Raw genomic sequence first — 21,582 nt, 5'->3', positions numbered from 1 at the left:
ATCAATCCACGTGTCACCCTGTCGATTTACTCATCTCGGGACTTTATAGCCTCATACAGATACAAGCCTTTCTGTGTTAATAAGCCGCGCACAAAATGATGCTTGATCGCTACGTCGGAATGATCGTAAGGCGTCTCGCGCTGGCTCTGGTCGGCCCATAACCAGGCGATAACGGTCTCGTCTAAATCGGTTCGATAGAGCCCCTGTTCAATACCCTCATGAAGATTGGCAATCAGGATTGTATTAATGTATTCGGTTCGGAACGACTGAAACAGATGCCATACGGTCGGGTAATGCCGCTCAATATCACGGAGTAAATTTGGGTTTACGGTTCGGCGATAATGACTTAACCGATCCCAGATGAGAAGCGCGCTGGCAATTGGATCAGCAACTTGTTTATGTATCGCGTTGGCTTCCCGCAGGTTTTCGTTCAACTGCGTTTCCAACATCAATCTGACCAGTTCTTCTTTACTGTCAAAGTGCTGATAAACGGTCTTTTTCGAAATTCCCAGTTGCTGAGCAATGTCTTCCAGCCTGACGGTTTTCACACCTAAGTGATTGAATAACTGCCGGGCTTCCGCGATAATTCGTTCTTTCATGTACCTACACTATTTAGCTGTATAATCGTATACGAGCTAAATAGTTAACTAAAAAGACATTTTTCTCTATCGGGATTTCATACGTAGCGAAGCAAACCAATTTCAGGATGGGCTGCTTTATAGCGACCGTACCATTTACAGAGCGGGTATAGCAGAAGAACCAGGCCAAACCATACCATATAGACCAATCCCAGCGAAATACCGGCTCCGGCCGGTCGTCCAAAATTCAACGGACCAGAGGGAATGTCGGCGAACGAATAGCTTTGAAGAAAACTCATCGCCAACATCGACAAATGGACAAGATACCAGTGCAGGATGTAGTAAAACATAGGCACTTTTCCGTAAACCGTCAGCCAGTTTGTGAACGCGTTGTTAACGCCGTCCGCTGCGGCTAGAATCAGGAACATCAGGCCGAGCAGCAACAGATCGTAGAGCAGCGAAGGCGGGTATTTCGTTACGTTGATAAAGGATAGAAACGTAAACAAACCGTCTTTCTGAGGACTCCAGGGAGCCGGATCGCCATATCCATTCAGGAAACGTAGCAGCATGAACACGGCCAGGCAACCTAAACCGATACGTAGCAGCAGGGGCTTTCGCTGCTCCAATGGCTGTTCTATAAGCTGGCCAAAGGCATAGCCAACGAGCATAATACCCAGCCACGGAATGATCGGATACGCAACCAACACGGCAAATGAAGGGCTAATCGCAAAGAACTCGACCCGAAAAAACAAAGCTGCCATAAAACGAGCAGTCGAGTCCGTAAAGGCAGGAATCAGTTGCAGCAGGTTGTGACCAAATACGATAATTAACCCGATAAGGCCCACCCACTTAGCGGGCAATCTTACCAGAAACGAAAGGATAATGAATCCTCCACCAATGGCATAAATCACCTGTAACATCAGAGAGTGAAAGTGAATATCGAACCAAAAAGCGAAGTTGATAACGGTTAATTCGAGCAGAATAAGCACAATACCCCGCTTCAGCAAAAACCGCCGGGCCGATACGCCGTTCCGTTTCCGGAGTGATAAGTAAGCCGATGTTCCCGACAGAAAGACGAACGTTGGGGCACATAAATGTGTAATCCATCGGGTTAGAAATATAGCGGGCGTAGTGGTGGTTAAATCAGCCGGATTCTGAGTCAGCGCGGAAATATGCAGCAGATCGCGAACATGATCCAGCGCCATGATCACCATCACTAATCCGCGCGTTACGTCGATGGTCGTTATTCGGTTCATACCTATCTTATCATTTCTTATACCGACACTGCGTATTATCCGCCTTTACGTAGTACGACTTATAATTCAAGGCTTTCGGGTCCATGCATCCTTTCAGATCCAAAACTTCAATCTGCTTAAAATCAATAGGGTGACTTTCGGCCTGAAGCGCTATGTACCCCTCCCCTAATGCCGTATTGGCGCGACCATTCCAGTAACTGGCCGCTTCAGAACTAAAATGACCTGCACTCCAGTCATGATCCCGGCTGACAAAGCCTCCGCCAACTTCGGGTCGCTCGTAGGTTAATACGGTATCGCTCTCAATGAGCTGGTGCACAACGGAATCACCCAACACGATCGCTTCGGCCGTTACCCACTGATCGCCGTCGTATGTTTTTGAGTCAGAATCAGTACAATGTTCGGGGCGTAATTTGCCGTTCATGTGCACCTGCGTACCGGGTGTACAAAGGTTGCCCGTATGACGCGGCCCCTGCCCTAACCCACCCAGCAGCTGCATTTCCAGAGATACAGGGAATGTTTGTCCCAGCGACAAGCTTTGAGCCGACTGCGAGTGAAGCATGATGCCGCTGTTTCGCACATTCCAGGAATCGCCACCAGGCGTCTGGTTACCCAGGAACCGATATTTAAACCGCACTTTGTAGTACGAATAAGGGGTTTTATAATAAATATGCCCGTACTTCCCATCGAAGGTTTTGTATTGATCGTAAGCAATTCGCAAAACGCCATCGTCGACCCGAAACGTATTTTTATAATTGTCATTCAGCGGCAGACCCGCAATTTTGATGTCCCAGCCGGTAAGGTCTTTGCCATTAAACAACGAAACCCACTCTTCTTTCTGGGCCGCTTTTTGCGCAATTGTTACCGTGACCGAAATAAAAAACAGAAGAGCAACGTAACGTAGTGTTTTCATAAAAGAGGTATGTTTTGTGGGGTAGTATTTCAGGCTTATTTCATCACTTCAACGGTGTTCAGCTCCGGGCCACCACCGTGATTAGCGGAACCGGCAACAATATAGATTTTACTGTCGTAAACCACCGCTTGCGTACCATGACGACCCTGCTGCATTTTTGGGCCCGATGTCCATTTATTGTTTTTCGGATCGAGTGCTTCTGCTTCGTTATGCGCTTGTAGCTGCGTCGTTTCGCCACCAATAATCCAGACCTTGCCTCCCTGCGTTACGGCCGTCGCTCCTGCCCGTTGCGTTGGAATATTAGACGTAGCGGGCAAGGTCGTCCATTTCCCCGTTTTGAAGTCGTACATGTCTACTTCCGCGATGGTCGTTTCCAGCACTTTGTTGATACGTGCCGTCGAGTTTCGTCCACCGGCCAAGTATAACTTATCATCCACGATAGCCGCCGTGATGTGATCACGGGTGCGGGGCGCGTCAGGTAATTTTTTCCAGGTATTGGTTTTGGGATCATACTCATCCAGCCACGCTACGTGCCCATCATAATGCCCGTCGATAATGCCGCAGGCCATATAGATCTTGTCTTTATACACCACAACCCCAGCTGACCCTCGAAGTCGATCTTTCGGAATTTCGGGACCTACGCGCCAGGTTCCTTTTGTCGGATTGTAGATGTAAATGTTCGGAATTGGGGTTTCGTGCGGGTATTTTCCCTGGAAGGCGCCCATGACGTAAAGCTCACCGTTATAGGTTATGGCCTGGAAATGGTTCATCTCGACAGGAGGTTCAGGATGCTGTTTCCAAGCCAGTGTTCTCAGATTTAGCGCTTCGAGTGGCCGCATTCCCCGGCCGCCAACGGCATATAAACTGTCACCGATCAACGTAGCGGCATTTTCATGACGGGTAGCACAGGTATTTTGGGTAGCAACAGGTTGCCAGGTTTGTGCCTGAACCGATAAGACAGTACTCACCATACTGACACAACCAATTAATTTTATCCAGTTTTCCATGTATTGATTCAGACGATTTATTTGGGTTTCTTGCTCGTAAAAGACGTGCTGTTAGGCGTAGTTACTTAGCCTCATAAAACTTAAGGGGCAAAGGCTTAACTAGATTAGAATTGAACGACCAGTCTGCAGGTAACCCAGTTTATGATTTCGGATTACAAGAGGCAGCGGCTTATTCAGTCGTAAATCAGTTACTGGCAGCACCGATTTACGACTTTTTATACGGGTACTATCGTCGAATTCTTTATTTCGGCCATCACAAAAAAGCTGCTGATGTGCAGTGTACCGGGAATGACCGACAGGTGTTCCTGATAGAAATGGTTGTACGTTTCCATATCGCGGCTGACAATCTTGAGTAGATAATCGAACGTGCCTGACACACGATTACACTCCAGCACTTCGGGCAGTTCATGTACTTCGACCTCAAAGGCATTGAACGCATCACGCGTTTGCCGGTCCAGGGTTACCTGACAATAGATCATCATCAGATTGCCCAGCTTTTTTTTATCTAAAATCGTTACGTATCGGTCAATAACGCCCTCGCGTTCGAGCCGCCGGATTCGTTCATGTACGGGCGTTTTCGATAGATTAATCTGCTGGCCAATCTCCTGAATGGTCAGATGAGCGTTCTGTTGTAAAATAGTCAGAATCTTACGGTCAGTAGAATCAATGGGTATCATGACGGATTTTTTACGCTGTACTGTTCTTAAACGTGTATTCGTCAGAACAATTTCCGGCAAATGAGCTAATTCCTAGCTACAATTCCCAAAAAAATAACATCTGTTAGAAAACAATTACGCCTAATTTACCTTTGTAGTATTAAAAACAGTAACCTTCCAAACCTCCACAACCAGTATGGTTATCGGTGTTCCTAAAGAGATAAAAAATAACGAAAACCGCGTCGCACTGACGCCCGCTGGCGTAACTGAGCTTCGCAAGTATGGCCACGTCGTTTACGTACAGGTCAATGCTGGTGAGGGAAGCGGATTTGAGGATGAAGAATACATTGCGGCTGGAGCAATCATGCTCCCAACCATAGAAGACGTCTATGCGATTGCCGAGATGATTATGAAGGTCAAAGAGCCCATCGCTTCTGAATATGACCTGATTAAGGAAAACCAACTGCTATTTACATATTTCCATTTTGCCTCCTCAGAAGAACTGACGCAGGCCATGCTGGCGAAAGGTGCCGTTTGTTTGGCCTACGAAACGGTTGAACGTCCTGATCGCAGCCTACCCTTGCTGGTGCCGATGTCGGAAGTAGCTGGTCGCATGGCGGTTCAGGAAGGGGCGAAATATCTGGAGAAGCCATTGAAAGGCCGGGGTATCCTGCTCGGTGGCGTACCCGGCGTGAAGCCCGCTAACGTACTGATTCTGGGGGGTGGTATTGTGGGAACACAAGCGGCTAAAATGGCGGCTGGTCTGGGCGCACACGTAACAATTATGGACGTAAGCCTGGCCCGGTTGCGGTACCTTTCGGATATCATGCCCCCGAACGTACAGACCATGATGTCGAACGAATACAACATTCGCGAGATGATCAAAGTCTGTGATCTGATTGTTGGAGCGGTTCTGATTCCGGGCGCTAAAGCTCCTCATCTGATTACGCGTGATATGCTGAAGATGATGCGAGCCGGTACCGTACTTGTCGACGTAGCGGTTGACCAGGGTGGCTGTATTGAAACCTGCCATCCAACTACCCACGAAAATCCAACGTATATCATTGACGACGTAGTGCATTACTGCGTAGCGAATATGCCCGGCGCTGTGCCTTATACAAGTACGCTGGCGTTAACGAACGCTACGTTACCCTACGCATTGCAATTGGCCAACAAAGGCTGGCAACAGGCATGTCGCGATAATTCGGATCTCAAACTAGGCTTAAACGTTGTAGATGGCAAAGTTGTCTACAAAGGTGTTGCCGACGCATTTAATCTCCCTCTGACTGACGTAAGCACTGTACTTATTGAAGAAGAGCAAGAGGTTCAATAAATATTACCCATTCATCGACAGACGTGGGCTGCATTCTTCGGAATGTGGCCCTTTTTTTGTTTAATTTATCATATCTTACTGATCAAACAGCAAACGAATGGAACCTCAACTGAAAGAGTCTGTACCAACGCTTTATGAATGGGCGGGTGGCATGGAGAAATTTGAAGCCTGGACGGATTTATTCTATCAGCGCGTCAGAAACGATTCGATTCTGGAGCCCGTCTTTCGGGGTATGGCCCCTGAACATGCTAAACACGTAGCGCATTTTATTGCTGAAGTATTTCGTGGGCCGGCCCAATACAGTGACAACGAAGGCAGCCACTACGCAATGATTCACAAACATTTAGGCAAACATCTGACCGAAACGCAGCGCCGTCGCTGGATCAATCTGATTCTGGACACGGCCGATGATGTGGGGCTTCCCGATGACCCAGAATTTCGTTCGGCAGTGGTTGGGTACCTGGAATGGGGGTCTCGATTAGCGGTGATTAATTCAAAAGAAGAAGCAGTCAACGAGCCGAAGGATGCTCCGATGCCAACCTGGGGATGGGGTGAACCGGGCGGGCCTTATATCCCTTAATTACGGACCTGTTTTATCGTATGCATTGACGTATCAGGTATTCGTAATCAGTAGCTATATACAAATCATAACTTTTCAGCCGAATCACTCGATAAGGCTGACGCATGGGTAATACGTTACGCAGTCCCTGTTTGTCGTTTATAGGAATTACAGCAACGTCGGCTGGCTTGTACTGCTTTCCAGTAGGCCAAATGCCATATTGACGGTGAAAGAAAGGCACTAGAAAATCATAGGAGAATACGTTGGCATCGGAAGGTAACTGATCAGCCAGGCACTTCACGACGTTAAGATCGTCTGACCGAAGCAGAGCCGGATCTTTATCGTCGGCATATTTTCCCTGTAACGTGCGCGCCCAGTTACGTAATGATGGAAAATCAGGGCGAGCCAGATAAAGAACGGGAATCTGACCGAAGAATAAACCAGCTCCTACGAACCAAATCTTCACAGACGAAACCGGTTGTAACCGATCAGAAAATAAACTAATCACCAACGTAAGAAAAGCCGCTGAAAAAGCCCATAGTAAGACAAACCGCGGTGGCCACGTGAGCGACACTAAATAGAACAATGGCTGATTGTAATAGTGAACACTCTGTACAAAATTCAATGCCGTCAGCACAACGACACCGATACCCCACAACAGAAATAAACGACTTCCGGAACGATCCCTCAGCCGACTCATTACCAACCATAAGGTAACTATAACAGGTAGCAGTAACAATCCCGAATGCCCAATAAGCAATAGCATCTGTCGCCAGAATACGGGTTGATTGATGTTATTTTTGAGCAATGTCAACGCAATTTGCAGACGAGGTTCCGCAAAATTATTTTTATAGCCAAGCCAGACCATACCGGCAAAAAAGACGATTATCCAACCGATCGCGATTACCCAGAACCGTCTAGTCCACAGCCATTTCCATAAGGGTAGTCTGGGCCGTTGCCGTATACATTGCAATCCTTCATAGGCTAAATGAATCATAGCCGCCAGAACGGCCCCATCCTCAACGCTTGGCCTGAAGATGCCAGAGAAACGGCAGAACTGGCTCGATAAGCAAGATATCACGAATCTGTTAGACGTGGCTTTCCTTGATGTTGTGCGAACGGGTCGTAAAGTGCTTATGCCGCGCTACGTTCCCCTTATAGCCGGGTTGATGAACCGCTACATAGTCAACTTACCCTTATTAAATCGCTTAGGCCTCTTTACGTTCATCGTTGCCCGGAGCTTACATAAGCTAAAACCTGTTTCAGATTATACGGTTAGTGTAATCGTACCGGCGCGTAACGAAAAAGGGAATATCGAGGAAATTGTTCGCCGTATGCCCCATATGGGTCGTCATACAGAACTCATTTTCGTAGAAGGCAACTCAACGGATGATACATGAACTGAAATTCAGCGGGTTGTTCAGCGCTACAGCAGTCAGGATATAAAGTGTACACAGCAGGAAGGGAAAGGCAAAGGTGATGCCGTTCGGAAAGGGTTCGGCATGGCAACCGGTGATATTCTCATGATTTTGGATGCCGACATGACCGTTCCGCCCGAAGATCTTCCTAAGTTTTTTGAGGCCATTGCTTCCGGAAAAGGCGAATACATCAACGGCACTCGATTAGTATATCCGATGGAAAAAGAAGCCATGCGGCCACTCAATCTGATCGGCAATAAATTCTTTTCTGTTGCATTTTCGTGGCTCCTTAACCAACGTATCAAGGATACACTCTGCGGAACAAAAGTACTGACCAGAGAAAATTATCAACGGCTGATTGCCAATCGTACTTACTTCGGAGATTTCGATCCGTTTGGCGACTTTGACCTGATTTTTGGTTCAGCCAAGCTAAATTTAAAATTCGTGGAAATTCCAATACGTTACCGGGCACGAACTTACGGAGAAACCAATATTTCCCGGTTTAAGCATGGTTGGCTACTCCTCAAAATGACTGTATTCGCTCTGAACAAAATCAAATTTGTTTGACGCAAAATCCACTTCAGAGCTTACAAATTCTGTTCGACCAATGTCTGCCATTCGTCTTCCAACGACCCGTTGAAATACGTTGCACCCGCCCGGCGGTACCAATAATTGGCATTAAAACGGTCACCTTCTTTACGGTGCAAATAAGCATGAAGGCGATCATACACTTGCGTGCCTTCTTTGCTTTGAGCAATGTTGTGAGCCTGTTCCCAATCGCCTTTGGCATCGTACCAGAGTCCTTGCAGAATCGGGTGCAGATTAGCAGGAGGTTGTGGCTGTGTAAGCGTTGCTGTAAACTGATCCAAGGTCATTTTGATTCGGGTTTATTTGGTAGAGCAGCCGTCACGTAAGGCTCATAAGCTGGGGTAACAAAGATCGTATACGTAGTGAGTCGGATAGGTCGATACGGGCGCTTCATTACTCGGGGTAGGCGCTCACCTAGCTTCTGAAAATCGTTATTCGGAATAATGGCCAGATCTGCGTTTTCCCACTGTTTATCGGTCGGCCAGATGTTGTAATGTTTATGAAAAAACGGAATCAGAAAATCGAAGACAAACACGTTGGAATGCGCCGGAATAGTGGTAGATAGTTTCTCAATCACTGCTACGTCTGTTGCAGGTAACAACGGCTCTTTAAACGGATCGAATCGGTGTCGCACTACGTCTTTCAGAATAGAGACCAGCCGAAAATCGGGCCGGGCGTACTGAACAATAGGTAATTGAATGACGAGCAGTAATCCTCCAAGTAGTATAGGTTTCCAGATTGTCACCGGCTTTTCGCCCACGGCAAACAGCGACCAGATGGTCAGGATGTACGTTATCGAGAAGGTATATACCAGTACAAACCGGGGTGGCCAGGTTAACGACACCATGTCGAAAAGCGCATTAGTACCGTAGTAGGTTGCACCCTGCACCCAATTGGAAAGCAGCAGGGCCAACTGTGCTACCATATAGATTAACAGCACACTACCCGCCTGCCGCCAGCCAACCCGATACAGACCATACAGTAACATACCGATAGAAGGTAACAGTAACAGAAAGGTCTGAAATAGGAGAATAAGGTTTTTACGGATAAAGGCCCTATCCTGTAAACCATCACGGATCGCACTTAGCGCCTGTTGTAACCGTGGTTCTGGCTCAGCGGAGTGATTTTTATAAGATAGAAACGCCATCCCCAAGATAAATACAGCTGCCCAGCTACCCAGCACTTTCCAAAATCTTGGCTGAGCTAAAACGCCAAAAATGCTACGTTGCCGGTTCGCAACCAGATACTGGATACTCAAAAAGGCCAGGTGAATGGCTCCTGCCAGTAAAGCTCCATCTTCTTTAACGAGTACGATTAATCCGGCTGTTATCCAGAACCAAATCGTTTGATACGTTAGCAAAGCCAGTATAAACAGCAGTGAGAGCGGAAGATATGTTAACTCCGGATGCCATCCGATACCGGGGTGATCGTTTAGCCAGAACCAGACAGGGCCAGTAAGCAAAACCAGCAGAATCATCCATATAGCCCAAGGTTGCATTTGTCGACTGATATGGCGCAACGTGAGTCCATAGCTCAGCAGTGAGAGGGCTGTCTGGACAACAAAGGCTCCATAGGCTCCACTCAGGTAGATAAGCGGTCCCCACAGTAGCATGGCGTAGTTGTTATGAATTCGGTCGTCATAGCCCCCGATATTTTCGTAGAGCAATGGCCGGTCGTTTATCCAACTGTAGGAAGCCTGCAGGAAGATATACATGTCGTTAAACGTGTAATATAGCCCCTGAAAGCGAATGACTTTAAACCAGAAAAATAAGAGTAGAAACAGGCTGCTCAGGGCAACCGGAACAATCCATTTTGCTCTCATACAGTGAATAAACGGCCATCAGTGGATTGGAATAGGCTCGTTGAAAAGGGCAAACTTACGTAAATACCGGCGTATTGAGCCAGTAACCTCAATCCGTTTCGCTTCTGAACTACACCAATTGAGCATTATAGCCAGTCGCTGCGAAGAATTCCAGTAAGTTGAGCATAAGGTACCGTCACCTGAATAGGACCGACCGCATAAGCCGCAATTTCATAGGGATTGTAATAAAACACTAGCCCTTCCATACTCAAACCAACATTCGCCGGGAGAAAGAAATGACCGTCCCGCAAAAAATAGCCTTGCTCTTCGAGATTAGTATGCGGTGACAGTTCCTGCTGCTTACGAAACGCCTTTTCAACCACGCCCAGCAAGCTTGTTGTGTCCGTAACCATGTCAGCTAGCGTTAGCATTCGTCCGCTGTCCAGATCGAATGTGTAAAACGACAGATTAGAATTTGGATGGGCTCCACCTGTATACGCATACGTATCAAATTTCACGGTCAGGGTTTTCGGTCCGGCATGAACGGTATCGGCTGTGGTTTTCAGTTCCCAGCATCCTCCTAAATGGCCCATGTCTTTTCGCACGGATTCATAATCGGCGGCAAACAGATTGGCGGCTTTGGTCAAATCCTTGTGTGTATCAGGATTTATGGCAACCGTTGCACTATCGAGCCAGCTGACAACACTGCCAGCTGCCAGAGTTTGTAGACTATCATTAATTTTCTGCGCTCCTTTGGTATCGGCTTTCAGCAAAAAATACGAGACTTCTACATTGACACCTGTGTTACGGGTTGTATCACATCGATTAGCCCCAGTGAAGGTGTATTGCTGGCGATCTAAAATAGGTGGCTCTGAGCGAGTGGACTGACAAGCAAAGAAAAAACACGTTGAGATAAGGAAAAAAAATCCAAAATAATACTTCATGAAGAGGAAGCATCTTCCGTTTGATACCCGGAATGAGTTGCTTTATACAGGTTGTGATTGCGTAGTCGGCGTGATTGATCGAATCAACCACCCCTGGTATTACAAACTTAATAAATCTTTGAATCGTATGGCCTGACGACGACTAATTTCAATTTTGTCCCCCCCACGTAGCGTCACCAGCAGTCCACCACTGAACCAGGGTTCTATTTTTTCAATCCATTGCAGGTTGATAATGTGTTTACGATTGGCTCGGAAAAACGTACCTGGGTTGAGTCGGTCCTCAAGGGCATTTAGTGATTTGAGAACCAATGGCTTCTGATCATCGAAATAAAGCCGAACGTAGTTGCCCATCGATTCAAACAACCGTACTTTCCCTAATTTAACGAACCAGCATTTCTCACCATCTTTCACAAATACCTGATCATTTTCGCCCAGAATTTTCGTGGAAATACCCGGCGAGCCCGTGCCCGATGTTTCTGGAATATGCTGCTCCTCCTCTACCCGATGAATGGCTTCCGATAGCCGGGCTAATTCAACGGGTTTAAGCAGGTAGTCGAGTGCGTTAAACTCGAAGGCTTTGATAGCATACTCATCGAAAGCGGTCGTAAAAATGACTTCCGGGGTTTTACCTTCGATGGATTGCAGCAACTCAAACCCGTTTTTACCGGGCATCTGGATATCTAAAAACAACAGATCAGGTTCCAGCTCTTCAATCATTGGTAAGGCTTCGTCGGCATTAGCCGCTTCGCCTATAATCTGAATTTTGGGGAAATTTTCAAGCAACCGACGTAGTTCGTTACGTGCTAACCGTTCGTCGTCAATGATCAGGGTTTTCATATAAAAGTGTAGAATGAATAATGAAGAGTTAAGAGTAAAACAGAGAACAGAAAGTTAATTCTTCACTCTACACTCTTAACTTTTTCGCGTCGGAATATCCCCTCCGACTGGGCGGGAATGGTAATATCGGCACAGACGACCGGCCCGTCGTTCTGCGTGCCATCTTCCTGAAAAATATGAAATTGGGCTTCCGGACCATACAGTAGTTCGAGTCGCTGGGCGGTGTTCGCCAGTCCAAATCCACCTGATGCTTTCTTATCGCCCAAAACGCCTGTATTACGGATCAGAATGTGCAATTTATCCGCTACAATACTCGACCGAACTTCCACAAAGCCGCCTTTAACGGCGGTAGAAACGCCATGTTTGATTGCGTTTTCGACCAGAGTTTGTAGCATCATCGGAGGCACCTGCCAAAAAAGAGTCCGGCCGTCTATGTCAATGTATGAGGTCAGCCGGTCTTCATAGCGGACTTTTTCAAGGGCTAAATAATCTTCTACCGTTTTTATTTCTTCACGCAGTTCGACGGTTTTGCGCCGATCAGCCAATAGGGAGTTTCTCAACAAGTTGGAGAGTTGGGTAATGCCCTGCTGCGCCTTCGTGGGGTTTTCGAAAACTAACGCCCGAATACTATTGAGCGCGTTGAAAACAAAGTGAGGATTCAATTGCGACCGCAACACTTTCGCTTCGGTCTCGCGGATGCTTGTTTTCAGCAAAATTCGCTCAATCTCAGCATTTCGATTTTCCTCAACGTAGTGGTAGGCAGTATAACTGAGCACCCAGGCAAGCATATTTTTTCCCCAGGTAAGCAGATATCCGATCGTAGGCCAGGGTTCTTCGATGAAATATTGCGGAAATAGCCGCCGGTCGATAGGGATATTTACCATCGTCATGATCAGGGCCAACACAAAAACGGACAGTAAGACCCGGGGCGCTAATTGAAAAAAAGGCAACCGCACCCAGTTCCAGCGCCGGATCATGAGCCGATAAAGATGCGTCAGCGTAATACCGAGGAAAATATTGGCAATGGCTAAGTAAAGGGCATCAGGATCAAAGCCGGATTCCAGCACATAAGCCAGGTACTCCACCAAAATCAGGAGCGACCAGCCGAATAGCTGACAAAACCAATATATTTTCTGCTTTGACATTTCCATCGCACACTCCCTACTAGTTACCAGTCCATAAGCGAATATACAGGATTCTTTGCCAAAAGTTCTGGATACTACACCAGTGGAAAAAAAGGAGGAAGGGAGGAAAGAAACCGAAGAGAATCGCTTCTATTTCTTTCCTCCCTCCTGCCTTTATTACGCTATCGCCAATGATAACAAATGAGCGGTGTCGTTGGCTAATTCAATCGTAAATGTTTTCGAATCGTAGTCGTACTGAAGTTTATACAGACAGAGATTGCTATGCTCAAACTGATCCATAGTCGAGAGCGGCTGACCGATCAGCCAACAGAGCAGAATACGGATGGCACGCCCATGCATTGCGATTAGTATGATGTCTTCTTCAGGATGAGAAAGGATAACATCAATGGCTTCCTTCTGGCGAGCGGCAACCTGCTCAGGACTTTCACCCCCGTCGGTTGTGCGGGCCGTATTACCCGACGCCCAGGCTTCAATCAGATCGCGGTAGTATTCATTTTCCAGATTGCCTGGCGCCTTTCCTTCCATAACACCCCAGCTAATCTCGTTGAGGCCAGTCAGTTTTTCGTAAGGCAGCCCCAGTTCAATAAACGACTCAACCGTTTGGTATGTCCGCTTCAATCCTGAGATGTAGATTTTCCTGAAGGGAACATGCTGATAAGCCTGAAAAAACGCCATGGCCTGCGCCCTGCCCATTTCGTTGAGGTCTGAATCAACGCCACTGCCCTGCACCACTCCCCGCCGGTTGAAGTCGGTTTCGCCGTGACGAATCAGATAAATTGTTTTTTGTGTCAAGCGTAGTACGTTGTCTATTGACGTTTTTTTTGAAAATTGAAGCGCAAAATTACACAAAAACGCTTTATCTACCTGTTCTGGGTTACAGATTCCATGTCTGTTGTTTTACCTTTCGGCAGTCTGGTTTACCCGATTGATCATAAAACCGGTAAGCTGGAACAGGATAGATTTTTTAACGTATTATCCCCGATAACCGATGAAAGCTGGCTTCGACCTGACCACTCTTCCCTTTATTCATCTTGACTCCATTAGCAAACACCTCGGCATTGAGTTTATCGAAGCGGGCGAAGGCTACCTGATTGCGCGAATGCCCGTTGATAAACGCACGCATCAGCCATTTGGGATTCTGCACGGAGGTGCCTCGGTTGTGCTGGCCGAAACACTAGGCAGCGTAGCGTCCTGGATGCTGCTGGATAACCCCGATACGCAACGAGCGGTGGGTCTGGAAATTAATGCCAATCATATTCGCTCAGTACGTAGTGGCTGGGTATATGGCCGCTGCACGCCCATTCACGTTGGTCGCACGACGCACGTATGGGACATTCGCATCACTGACGAACAGGAAAAACTGGTGTGCGTGAGTCGGCTGACGATTGCTGTTATTGGTGTACAATGAGCGTTACGTTCATGCGAAAAGCCTGAATGAATCCGTTCAGATTGATTAAATTTGCCTACTCATCGATCAATAGTTTTATGCAAGCCAGTCCTCCACTTTCTAACCTTCAGTTAGAATTACTGAAGGTGTTTTCCCGTAACGTTCCTGACGAAGATCTGAAGGAAATTAAAACTATGCTATCCAACTATTTTGCCCAGAAAGCGGCAAATCTTGCTGATGACGTGTGGGAAGAAGAGGGTTTAACAGAAGAGAAAATGACCGAGTGGCGACAAACCCATTTACGAACGGCTTATAAAGTACGTCAGAAAGGTCATACGCAGTCATGAGAGTAGTTATTGACACCAATCAGCTACTCAGTTCCATATCACCGAAATCAACCTCCCACTGGCTATATCAAGCTATTTTCTCTGGACAATTTACGCTGTGTGTTACAACAGATATTTTAGAAGAGTACGACGAAATTATTGAGTGGGGTTTCCGCAGACGCTCTGTTGCTGACAACGTATTGGAGGCAATAATAAACTCGCCTTTTGTGGAGCAAATTAACGTATCATTCTTTTGGTGGCTGCTCACAGTCGATCCCGACGATAATAAGTTTTCTGACTGCGCATTTGCCGCGGGGGCAGACTATTTGATAACCGAAGATAAACATTTCGATGTGCTCAGGGAGATTGATTTTCCTAAGATCAACGTAGTTAGCTTGGACGAGTTTCACCGGATTTTAAACAGTTAATGTGAAGGATGCTATTTGTCACTGACGAACAGGAAAAGCTGGTGTGCGTGAGTCGGCTGACGATTGCCGTGTTCAGTGGGTAGAAACCAGAGGCTTGTCTTTTTTCAAGAAAACGAACAGGTGGTCTTATGGTTAGTCAACGCGAAGGAGTCTTCAGAGTCAGCCGGAAATATAGGTATGTACGTTGGTTAGGCATATTGCTTGCTTTTTTGTCAACGGTATTCATTCCGTTTATGATAGCCGTTTACAGGCAGCCTTATCCCGATCTCAATTTATTACTGACGTGGTGTTCGATAGCCAGTTTTCTCTGGATAGGACTGCTTGCCGAATTTGGCCGGATAACTTCACGAATTGAGTTAAATACGAATGACTTTATCATTAAGAAGACTGGCCACAACGAAAGACATTATTTATACTCGGATATTCTGGCGTATAACGAACGTGATAATTTCTCCAGAGCAGAATCGTTCAACGAATTAACTGTCTATCTGAAAGGTAACTGGTTCTTTATTCGATCGAATGAATTCAAGGAGTATAACTATTTAAAAGAGCAATTTACGCACTACGGTCAGCCGATTCCGTATCGAAAAGTGCTTAGCCTGGCCGAACGTAATCGATTTCGGTGGCTTATCGGCGGATTAGCCCTTCTGATTTCAGTAAACATCGCTTTTGGGTATATCGCCCATAATCCAGTTACATCAAACCCGGCTCGCCTTACTACGTTCACAGCTATTGTCGATCGGGTCAGCGAAGACCGGCCCAAAGGTTTTCTCAAAGGCGTAGTTATTTCACTACGTACCTATCCGGCCCTTTCGTTTTATATATCCCGTCGCAATTTTAACACACGTCTGGACGGGTTAAAATCTACCATCGCGCCCAACTATCCCATTACGTTGCTCATTCGGGAAAGTGATTACCGAAAAAAAGTAGCAAAGACTGAACCGCTTACCTTTGGGGATAAGTACAGCGATTACAAACAGATTCTGGTTTTTGGCGTCAATCAGGCGGATTCGGTTCAGCTTCAAGCTACTATGCCCGTTCAGGAGTCGACCCGCACAAACCCTACTCTACGTACCATTCTGCTTGGTTTCCTGCTTTTATTCTGCTGGACGGGTTGGGCTTATATTGACAGGCACCAGATTCTTCGAGCCGAATAACCCCCACCCCGCCTACTTTTTCTGTACCTTTGCCACCCAATCGTTGAGATAAAACATCATCAACAACATCAGTATGATTCAGAAAATACGGCGCGAAGATGCTCTTGATTACCACGCCAAAGGGCGTCCGGGCAAGCTCGAAGTCATTCCTTCCAAGGAATACAATACACAGCGCGACCTTTCTCTAGCCTATTCACCCGGCGTAGCGGAACCCTGTCTGGCTATTGAAGCCAACCCCGACGATGCCTTTAAGTATACGACGAAAGGTAATCTCGTAGCCGTTATCAGCAACGGTACGGCGGTGCTGGGTCTGGGCGACATTGGCGCGTTAGCCAGCAAGCCCGTTATGGAAGGAAAAGGCCTGCTGTTCAAGATCTATTCCGATATCGACGTATTTGATATTGAATTGAATACCAAGAATATTGACGAATTCGTCAGAACGGTCAAGATTCTCGAGCCAACGTTTGGCGGGGTGAACCTCGAAGACATCAAAGCGCCTGAATGTTTCGAGATAGAAGAACGGCTTAAGCGTGAGATGAACATTCCGATCATGCACGACGACCAGCATGGCACGGCCATCGTAAGCGGAGCGGCCCTTCTCAACGCACTCGAACTGGTACATAAATCCATTGAAACAGCTCAGTTTGTGATTCTGGGCGCCGGAGCAGCTGCCATTTCGTGCGCTCGTCAGTACGTAGCACTTGGTGCCAGGCACGAAAACATGGTGATGTTCGATGTCAACGGACCCTTAACATCGGATCGAACGGATCTGAATGACATGATGCGCCCATTTGCTACGTCACGACCAATAAAGTCGCTGGCTGATGCCTTTGCCGGGGCCGATGTATTTGTCGGTTTATCAAAAGGAAATATCGTTAGTCAGGATCTTATCCGGTCGATGGCGAAGGATGCAATTGTCTTTGCGATGGCCAATCCAAATCCTGAGATCAGTTACGACGATGCCATGGCCGCCCGGACTGACATCATTATGGCAACGGGGCGTTCAGACTATCCGAACCAAGTCAATAACGTACTGGGTTTTCCCTACATTTTTCGGGGCGCGTTAGATGTACGCGCTACCGAGATCAACGAAGCGATGAAGCTGGCCGCTACGTATGCGCTAGCCGAACTGGCGAAGAAGCCCGTCCCCGATCTGGTCAATCTGGCATACGGTGAATCGAACATGATATTCGGACGTTCGTACATTCTGCCTAAACCGGTTGATCCCCGCTTGCTTGTAACCGTGGCGCCAGCAGTCGCCAGGGCCGCCATAGAATCGGGCGTCGCACGACAGCCAATAACCGACTGGGATGCCTACGAACAGCAACTAGCCCGACGACTGGGGCAGGATAACCAGATTTCGCGGGTTATTTTGTCGAAAGCGAAAGCAAATCCGAAGCGGGTTGTCTTTGCGGATGCTGAAAATTTGAAAGTACTGAAAGCCGCGCAACAGGTTCGTGATGAAGGCATTGCCTATCCAATTCTATTAGGCGAAAAGGCAAAAATTCAGCAGCTCATCCAGGATAATAGTCTTGACCTGGGGCACATTCCGATTCTTGATCCACGTTCACCCGAGCAGGACGAACTGGTTCAACGCTTCGGTGATTTGTATTTCGAGAAACGAAAGCGGAAAGGTGTTAACCCAGCCGAAGCGCGAAAAACGATGAATATTCGCAACTACTTCGGAGCTATGATGGTCGAAACGGGCGAAGCTGATGCGCTGATTTCTGGCCTGACCCGCAGCTATCCTGACACGATTCGCCCTGCTTTGCAGATTATTGGCAAAGAGCCGGGCGTGAAGAAAGTGGCCGGGATGTATATTCTATTGACCAAACGAGGACCGCTCTTTTTCTCCGACACAACGGTTAATTTCAATCCGACGGCCGAAGAAATCGTCGAGATAACCGAATTGACGGCACAAACCATTGAGCGATTCAATGTCAAACCACGTATCGCCTTAGTTACGTACTCAAACTTTGGAAGTGCCCAGGGTGAAGATGCCGGAAAAATGAACCGCGCGGTCGAGATTCTTCAACAAAAGCATCCCGACATGATCGTCGATGGCGAAATTCAGGCGCATTTGGCTTTCGACACGGAGTTACTTCAGGAGAATCACCCCTTTAGCAAGTTAGTTGGGGAGGGTGCTAATACGCTCATTTTCCCCAATTTATCGGCAGCCAACATTGCGTACAACCTCATGCGTGAAGCGGCTGGTTTCGATGCTATCGGGCCTATTCTGCTGGGCATCCGTAAACCCGTCTACGTATTGCAACTAGGCTCATCCGAACGCGAGATTGTTAATATGGTCGCCATCGCAGTAGTCGAAGCGCAAGGAAAATAACAAAAAAGGAGAAAAGGGATAAGGGGAAGAGAGGGAGGAAAGGGTATATCCCTAGTCCCTTTCCCCCCTCTCTTCCCCTTACTCCCCTAATAATATGTCACGAATCTTAACCGGTATTCAATCCAGCGGCCGGCCGCATTTAGGCAATATTCTAGGCGCCATCAAGCCCGCTATTGAATTATCAAAACAAGCTGATAACGAGTCGTTTTTATTCATTGCGGATCTTCATTCCTTAACCACTATCAAGGACGGTCCGACGCGCCGGGAGTTCACGCGGGCGGTAGCCGCTACGTGGCTGGCCTTTGGATTAGACACCCAGAAAAACACATTCTGGCGGCAATCGCGCGTGGCCGAGCATACCGAACTGGCCTGGCATCTGAGTTGCTTCACGCCCATACCGATGCTCAATAACGCTACGTCGTTTAAGGAAAAGTCGGAACGGTCCAGTGGCCCGGTCAATACGGGTTTGTTTGTGTATCCAGTGTTGCAGGCAGCTGATATTTTGCTGTATGACGCTGAAATTATTCCCGTCGGGAAAGATCAGCGGCAACATATCGAAATGACGCGCGACATTGCCAGCGCGTTTAATCGGCAGTATGAGGAAGACGTTTTTGTATTGCCCGAAGCCCGCATCGATGACCGACTGATGACCATTCCCGGCATCGACGGGGCAAAAATGAGCAAGTCCTACAACAATTACATTGATATTTTCCTACCCGAAAACGAGCTATGGAAAGTAATTAAGAAAATCAAATCGGACTCAACACCACTCGAAGAACCTAAGAATCCAGACACGGATATTACGTTCCAGTTGTATTCATTGCTGGCGTCGAATGAGCAGGTACAGGAAATGCGCCGGTTATACGAAGGAGGAAATTACGGGTACGGTACGGCAAAAAAAGCATTCTACGAACTTCTTCTGGCGCAGTTTGCTACCGAACGAGAGCGATATACGTATTACATGACCAACCCTAATGCCCTCGAAGCCGAGCTACAGGCTGGTGAAGCAAAAGCGCGGATCATTGCTGGCCGAACGATTGCGCGGGTGCGGGAGAAACTAGGTTTTAATTAATAGAGCTATTACGTTACTAAAAATCGTGCTAAGTAAGCACAACAGGAGGTACGCCCTGGTTGGCATCTAGGGTAGAAAAATAGCTTCTGGCGTCCGCTTCGCCACGATCGAACATGCTTTTCATTTCGACAGGGTCGAAACGTAACCCACCGGGGCCGCCCCCCAACGGTAGTTTCGGTCGTATAATATGAATCCGACTCGCTGCAAGTCCTTGAAACGGGTTTGCGTGGTTGGGTGGATTAAGGATACGATTGATCTGTGAATCAGGCAGGCCAGCCTCAACCATCGCTTCACGTACGGCTAAAAAATAGTCCGTTCCTCTGCTGACTATATCTGGCACGCGTACGTCATTTAGGTTTACATCATCCGAAAATATGTCGATCGTACGTTGTAATACGCTTATCAAATCCGTCGATTTCAACTCATTCGCGGAGTCCGGTGTTTCTGGCGAGAGAAGAATGGCCAGTATTTCTTCGGCTCCTGCATCCAGAGCAACCTGAATAGCCGCGTACTCTCGAACGCCACCGTCTACGTAGTGACGCGGTGGATCAGCGGGAGCTGACCGTATTTTTACCGGATTAAAAAAGAAAGGCTGGTGAGCCGATGCGAGTACAGCGTCGACAAAATCATTCCGATTGATAATTCGTTGGGTCGTGTAATGAGGAGGATTGGCGGCTAATGGTTGCGTGTTGAACATCCGTAATTCGCCGGTTTGCAGACAAACGGCAGCAACACCAATCTGTTTGCCTGACCCAATAATCTGATTAAAACGAGTGTTGTTAAAAACAGCATCAACCAACGAATCCAGATTGAAACTGTTGAACAAATGCCCGGTGCCGAACAATCCCATGACGTCCTGCATAACCACCAGATTCGGTGCGCTGGTTGGTAGGTAGAATTTCAGGAGCTGGTCCATGTCACCTATGGATGCCAGTGGCACGATCAACGCACCCGTGCTGGTACCGAAGTAAATGTCGAACGAAAAGCGACCGTCAGCAAAAAAATTGGGCCTGCTTTTCAGAAAATTAAGTACGCCTACAGCATAAGCACCTTTGCACCCTCCTCCACTGATTACTAAAGCCTTTTTCATACGAGTTCGATTAAGGGTTATTCGGAAAAGTTGGCGGCTTTTTTTGCGGAATAAAATTATAGCTCAGACCCAATTGCCCCCATGTCGACTGATGTTCGTAATCACGATGGCATTTTATGGACACGCTTGCCTTTTTCGCCAGTTCAACAGCAATACCACCGCCAAAAAGCTTTACATTATTACCGCCCCAGAGGTGTTCGAGAAATACGTTGAGATTTCCAAAAGCGATTCCCTGCGGCAACCCGGCTAATTTTAGTTCGAGCTGCTTGAGTTTATAGGATAGCTTAGGCCCCGCGTACCCAATCCAATGCTCAGACAGTTGATCAGGATAGGTTGTTGTATAAGCACCACCGACCGTAGCGCCTAAACGAAGCTGATGATTGATAAGGGTAAATTGTGGACTTGCCTGAACCGAAAAAAGTGCTTTCGACTGCCGCGACGAGAAACCCAATCCGGCTTCGATCGGCAATACAGGCCGTTTATTAAACTCAGCAAAATCCAGCGCTGAAGAACTTGGCATCAATGGCTGGGCCTTCATTATAGCTGAATTACAGAGTATCAGAATCAATACACCGTATAAACGTGCTGGAGGTAGCATAAATCGAAAAGTCTATAAGTGTTCCTTCAGTCAATGGCATAACCACACTCATTCTGGAATCAAATATCTGCTTATTCAATGCTGCCTACAACAGGAGAAATACGCTACTTTATACGTAAAAATCCTAGATTAATCCTCTGGTTACCAAATC

General features: G+C 47.3%; 24 protein-coding genes. 10 read left to right on the top strand and 14 right to left on the bottom strand.

Annotated features, from left to right (window positions below; all coding sequences use genetic code 11):
• Positions 1-26 precede the first annotated feature (26 nt).
• The 5 genes from IC230_RS08415 to IC230_RS08395 all read right to left on the bottom strand — a co-directional run bounded on the left by IC230_RS08415 (position 27) and on the right by IC230_RS08395 (position 4,428).
• Positions 27-599: a TetR/AcrR family transcriptional regulator gene (locus IC230_RS08415; RefSeq protein WP_191038522.1), complete on the bottom strand. Its 573-nt coding sequence runs from the start codon at positions 597-599 to the stop codon at positions 27-29.
• 77 nt (positions 600-676) lie between these two features.
• Positions 677-1,834, bottom strand: a complete 1,158-nt coding sequence (locus IC230_RS08410) for a DUF1624 domain-containing protein (protein WP_191038521.1) — start codon at positions 1,832-1,834, stop codon at positions 677-679.
• Between the two features lie 10 nt (positions 1,835-1,844).
• Entirely contained in the window at positions 1,845-2,744 is a 900-nt protein-coding gene (locus tag IC230_RS08405; protein WP_191038520.1) for a 3-keto-disaccharide hydrolase, read from the bottom strand.
• A 35-nt stretch (positions 2,745-2,779) separates the two neighbouring features.
• Entirely contained in the window at positions 2,780-3,751 is a 972-nt protein-coding gene (locus tag IC230_RS08400) for a Kelch repeat-containing protein (protein WP_191038519.1), read from the bottom strand.
• Between the two features lie 215 nt (positions 3,752-3,966).
• Positions 3,967-4,428 carry an Lrp/AsnC family transcriptional regulator gene (locus tag IC230_RS08395; RefSeq protein ID WP_191038518.1) on the bottom strand — a complete coding sequence of 154 codons (462 nt, stop codon included), beginning with the start codon at positions 4,426-4,428 and terminating at the stop codon, positions 3,967-3,969.
• 175 nt (positions 4,429-4,603) lie between these two features.
• Here IC230_RS08395 and ald point away from each other — a divergent pair, with 175 nt between their 5' ends.
• A complete protein-coding gene (ald, locus tag IC230_RS08390; protein WP_191038517.1) occupies positions 4,604-5,740 on the top strand; it encodes an alanine dehydrogenase in 1,137 nt (378 codons plus the stop codon).
• A 97-nt stretch (positions 5,741-5,837) separates the two neighbouring features.
• Positions 5,838-6,320 carry a group II truncated hemoglobin gene (locus tag IC230_RS08385; protein WP_191038516.1) on the top strand — a complete coding sequence of 161 codons (483 nt, stop codon included), beginning with the start codon at positions 5,838-5,840 and terminating at the stop codon, positions 6,318-6,320.
• A 13-nt stretch (positions 6,321-6,333) separates the two neighbouring features.
• Here IC230_RS08385 and IC230_RS08380 read toward each other — a convergent pair whose 3' ends face one another.
• Positions 6,334-7,296: a hypothetical protein gene (locus IC230_RS08380; protein ID WP_191038515.1), complete on the bottom strand. Its 963-nt coding sequence runs from the start codon at positions 7,294-7,296 to the stop codon at positions 6,334-6,336.
• Between the two features lie 40 nt (positions 7,297-7,336).
• On the opposite strand from IC230_RS08380, the gene IC230_RS33935 reads away from it, so the two are divergent.
• Together IC230_RS33935 and IC230_RS33930 are read left to right on the top strand one after the other, a co-directional pair.
• Entirely contained in the window at positions 7,337-7,699 is a 363-nt protein-coding gene (locus tag IC230_RS33935; RefSeq protein ID WP_223860428.1) for a glycosyltransferase family protein, read from the top strand.
• Positions 7,700-7,705: 6 nt separating this feature from the next.
• Positions 7,706-8,284, top strand: coding sequence for a glycosyltransferase family 2 protein (locus IC230_RS33930; RefSeq protein WP_317171778.1), 579 nt, complete (start codon positions 7,706-7,708; stop codon positions 8,282-8,284).
• Between the two features lie 20 nt (positions 8,285-8,304).
• Here the strand turns inward: IC230_RS33930 and IC230_RS08370 are convergent, their stop codons facing one another.
• The 6 genes from IC230_RS08370 to IC230_RS08345 form a co-directional block, all read right to left on the bottom strand.
• Positions 8,305-8,592 (bottom strand): hypothetical protein, encoded by a 288-nt coding sequence (locus tag IC230_RS08370; RefSeq protein ID WP_191038514.1) that lies wholly within the window; start codon positions 8,590-8,592, stop codon positions 8,305-8,307.
• Positions 8,589-10,127 carry a glycosyltransferase family protein gene (locus IC230_RS08365; RefSeq protein WP_191038513.1) on the bottom strand — a complete coding sequence of 513 codons (1,539 nt, stop codon included), beginning with the start codon at positions 10,125-10,127 and terminating at the stop codon, positions 8,589-8,591. Before IC230_RS08365 ends, IC230_RS08370 begins: the two co-directional genes overlap by 4 nt.
• Before the next feature lie 125 nt (positions 10,128-10,252).
• Positions 10,253-11,050 carry a DUF3298 and DUF4163 domain-containing protein gene (locus IC230_RS08360; RefSeq protein WP_191038512.1) on the bottom strand — a complete coding sequence of 266 codons (798 nt, stop codon included), beginning with the start codon at positions 11,048-11,050 and terminating at the stop codon, positions 10,253-10,255.
• Between the two features lie 99 nt (positions 11,051-11,149).
• Positions 11,150-11,887 carry a LytR/AlgR family response regulator transcription factor gene (locus IC230_RS08355; RefSeq protein ID WP_191038511.1) on the bottom strand — a complete coding sequence of 246 codons (738 nt, stop codon included), beginning with the start codon at positions 11,885-11,887 and terminating at the stop codon, positions 11,150-11,152.
• A 62-nt stretch (positions 11,888-11,949) separates the two neighbouring features.
• The gene (locus tag IC230_RS08350) at positions 11,950-13,032 is read right to left on the bottom strand and encodes a sensor histidine kinase (protein ID WP_191038633.1); all 1,083 of its coding nucleotides are present in this window, start codon (positions 13,030-13,032) and stop codon (positions 11,950-11,952) included.
• A gap of 156 nt (positions 13,033-13,188) precedes the next feature.
• A complete protein-coding gene (locus IC230_RS08345; RefSeq protein WP_191038510.1) occupies positions 13,189-13,824 on the bottom strand; it encodes a histidine phosphatase family protein in 636 nt (211 codons plus the stop codon).
• Between the two features lie 196 nt (positions 13,825-14,020).
• Here IC230_RS08345 and IC230_RS08340 point away from each other — a divergent pair, with 196 nt between their 5' ends.
• From IC230_RS08340 to trpS, 6 genes are all read left to right on the top strand, one after another.
• A complete protein-coding gene (locus IC230_RS08340; RefSeq protein ID WP_191038509.1) occupies positions 14,021-14,440 on the top strand; it encodes a hotdog fold thioesterase in 420 nt (139 codons plus the stop codon).
• Between the two features lie 77 nt (positions 14,441-14,517).
• Positions 14,518-14,766, top strand: coding sequence for a hypothetical protein (locus IC230_RS08335; protein ID WP_191038508.1), 249 nt, complete (start codon positions 14,518-14,520; stop codon positions 14,764-14,766).
• Complete coding sequence (locus tag IC230_RS08330; RefSeq protein WP_191038507.1) at positions 14,763-15,173, top strand: putative toxin-antitoxin system toxin component, PIN family; 411 nt, start codon at positions 14,763-14,765, stop codon at positions 15,171-15,173. The genes IC230_RS08335 and IC230_RS08330 overlap by 4 nt, the downstream gene beginning before the upstream one ends.
• 233 nt (positions 15,174-15,406) lie before the next feature.
• Positions 15,407-16,330 (top strand): hypothetical protein, encoded by a 924-nt coding sequence (locus IC230_RS08325; protein WP_191038506.1) that lies wholly within the window; start codon positions 15,407-15,409, stop codon positions 16,328-16,330.
• A 73-nt stretch (positions 16,331-16,403) separates the two neighbouring features.
• Complete coding sequence (locus tag IC230_RS08320) at positions 16,404-18,671, top strand: NADP-dependent malic enzyme (protein ID WP_191038505.1); 2,268 nt, start codon at positions 16,404-16,406, stop codon at positions 18,669-18,671.
• 94 nt (positions 18,672-18,765) lie between these two features.
• Positions 18,766-19,743: a tryptophan--tRNA ligase gene (gene trpS, locus IC230_RS08315; RefSeq protein ID WP_191038504.1), complete on the top strand. Its 978-nt coding sequence runs from the start codon at positions 18,766-18,768 to the stop codon at positions 19,741-19,743.
• A gap of 28 nt (positions 19,744-19,771) precedes the next feature.
• Here the strand turns inward: trpS and IC230_RS08310 are convergent, their stop codons facing one another.
• Positions 19,772-20,833 carry a patatin-like phospholipase family protein gene (locus IC230_RS08310; protein ID WP_191038503.1) on the bottom strand — a complete coding sequence of 354 codons (1,062 nt, stop codon included), beginning with the start codon at positions 20,831-20,833 and terminating at the stop codon, positions 19,772-19,774.
• A gap of 10 nt (positions 20,834-20,843) precedes the next feature.
• On the bottom strand, positions 20,844-21,431 hold the full coding sequence (locus IC230_RS08305; protein ID WP_191038502.1) for a hypothetical protein: 588 nt from the start codon (positions 21,429-21,431) through the stop codon (positions 20,844-20,846).
• Between the last annotated feature and the right edge of the window lie 151 nt (positions 21,432-21,582).

It is taken from the genome of Spirosoma validum (assembly GCF_014699035.1).
In the GTDB taxonomy this organism is placed as follows: Bacteria; Bacteroidota; Bacteroidia; order Cytophagales; family Spirosomataceae; genus Spirosoma; species Spirosoma validum.
The sequence above is the reverse complement of the archived record's forward strand: the minus strand, read 5'-3'. Positions and strand labels throughout refer to the sequence as shown.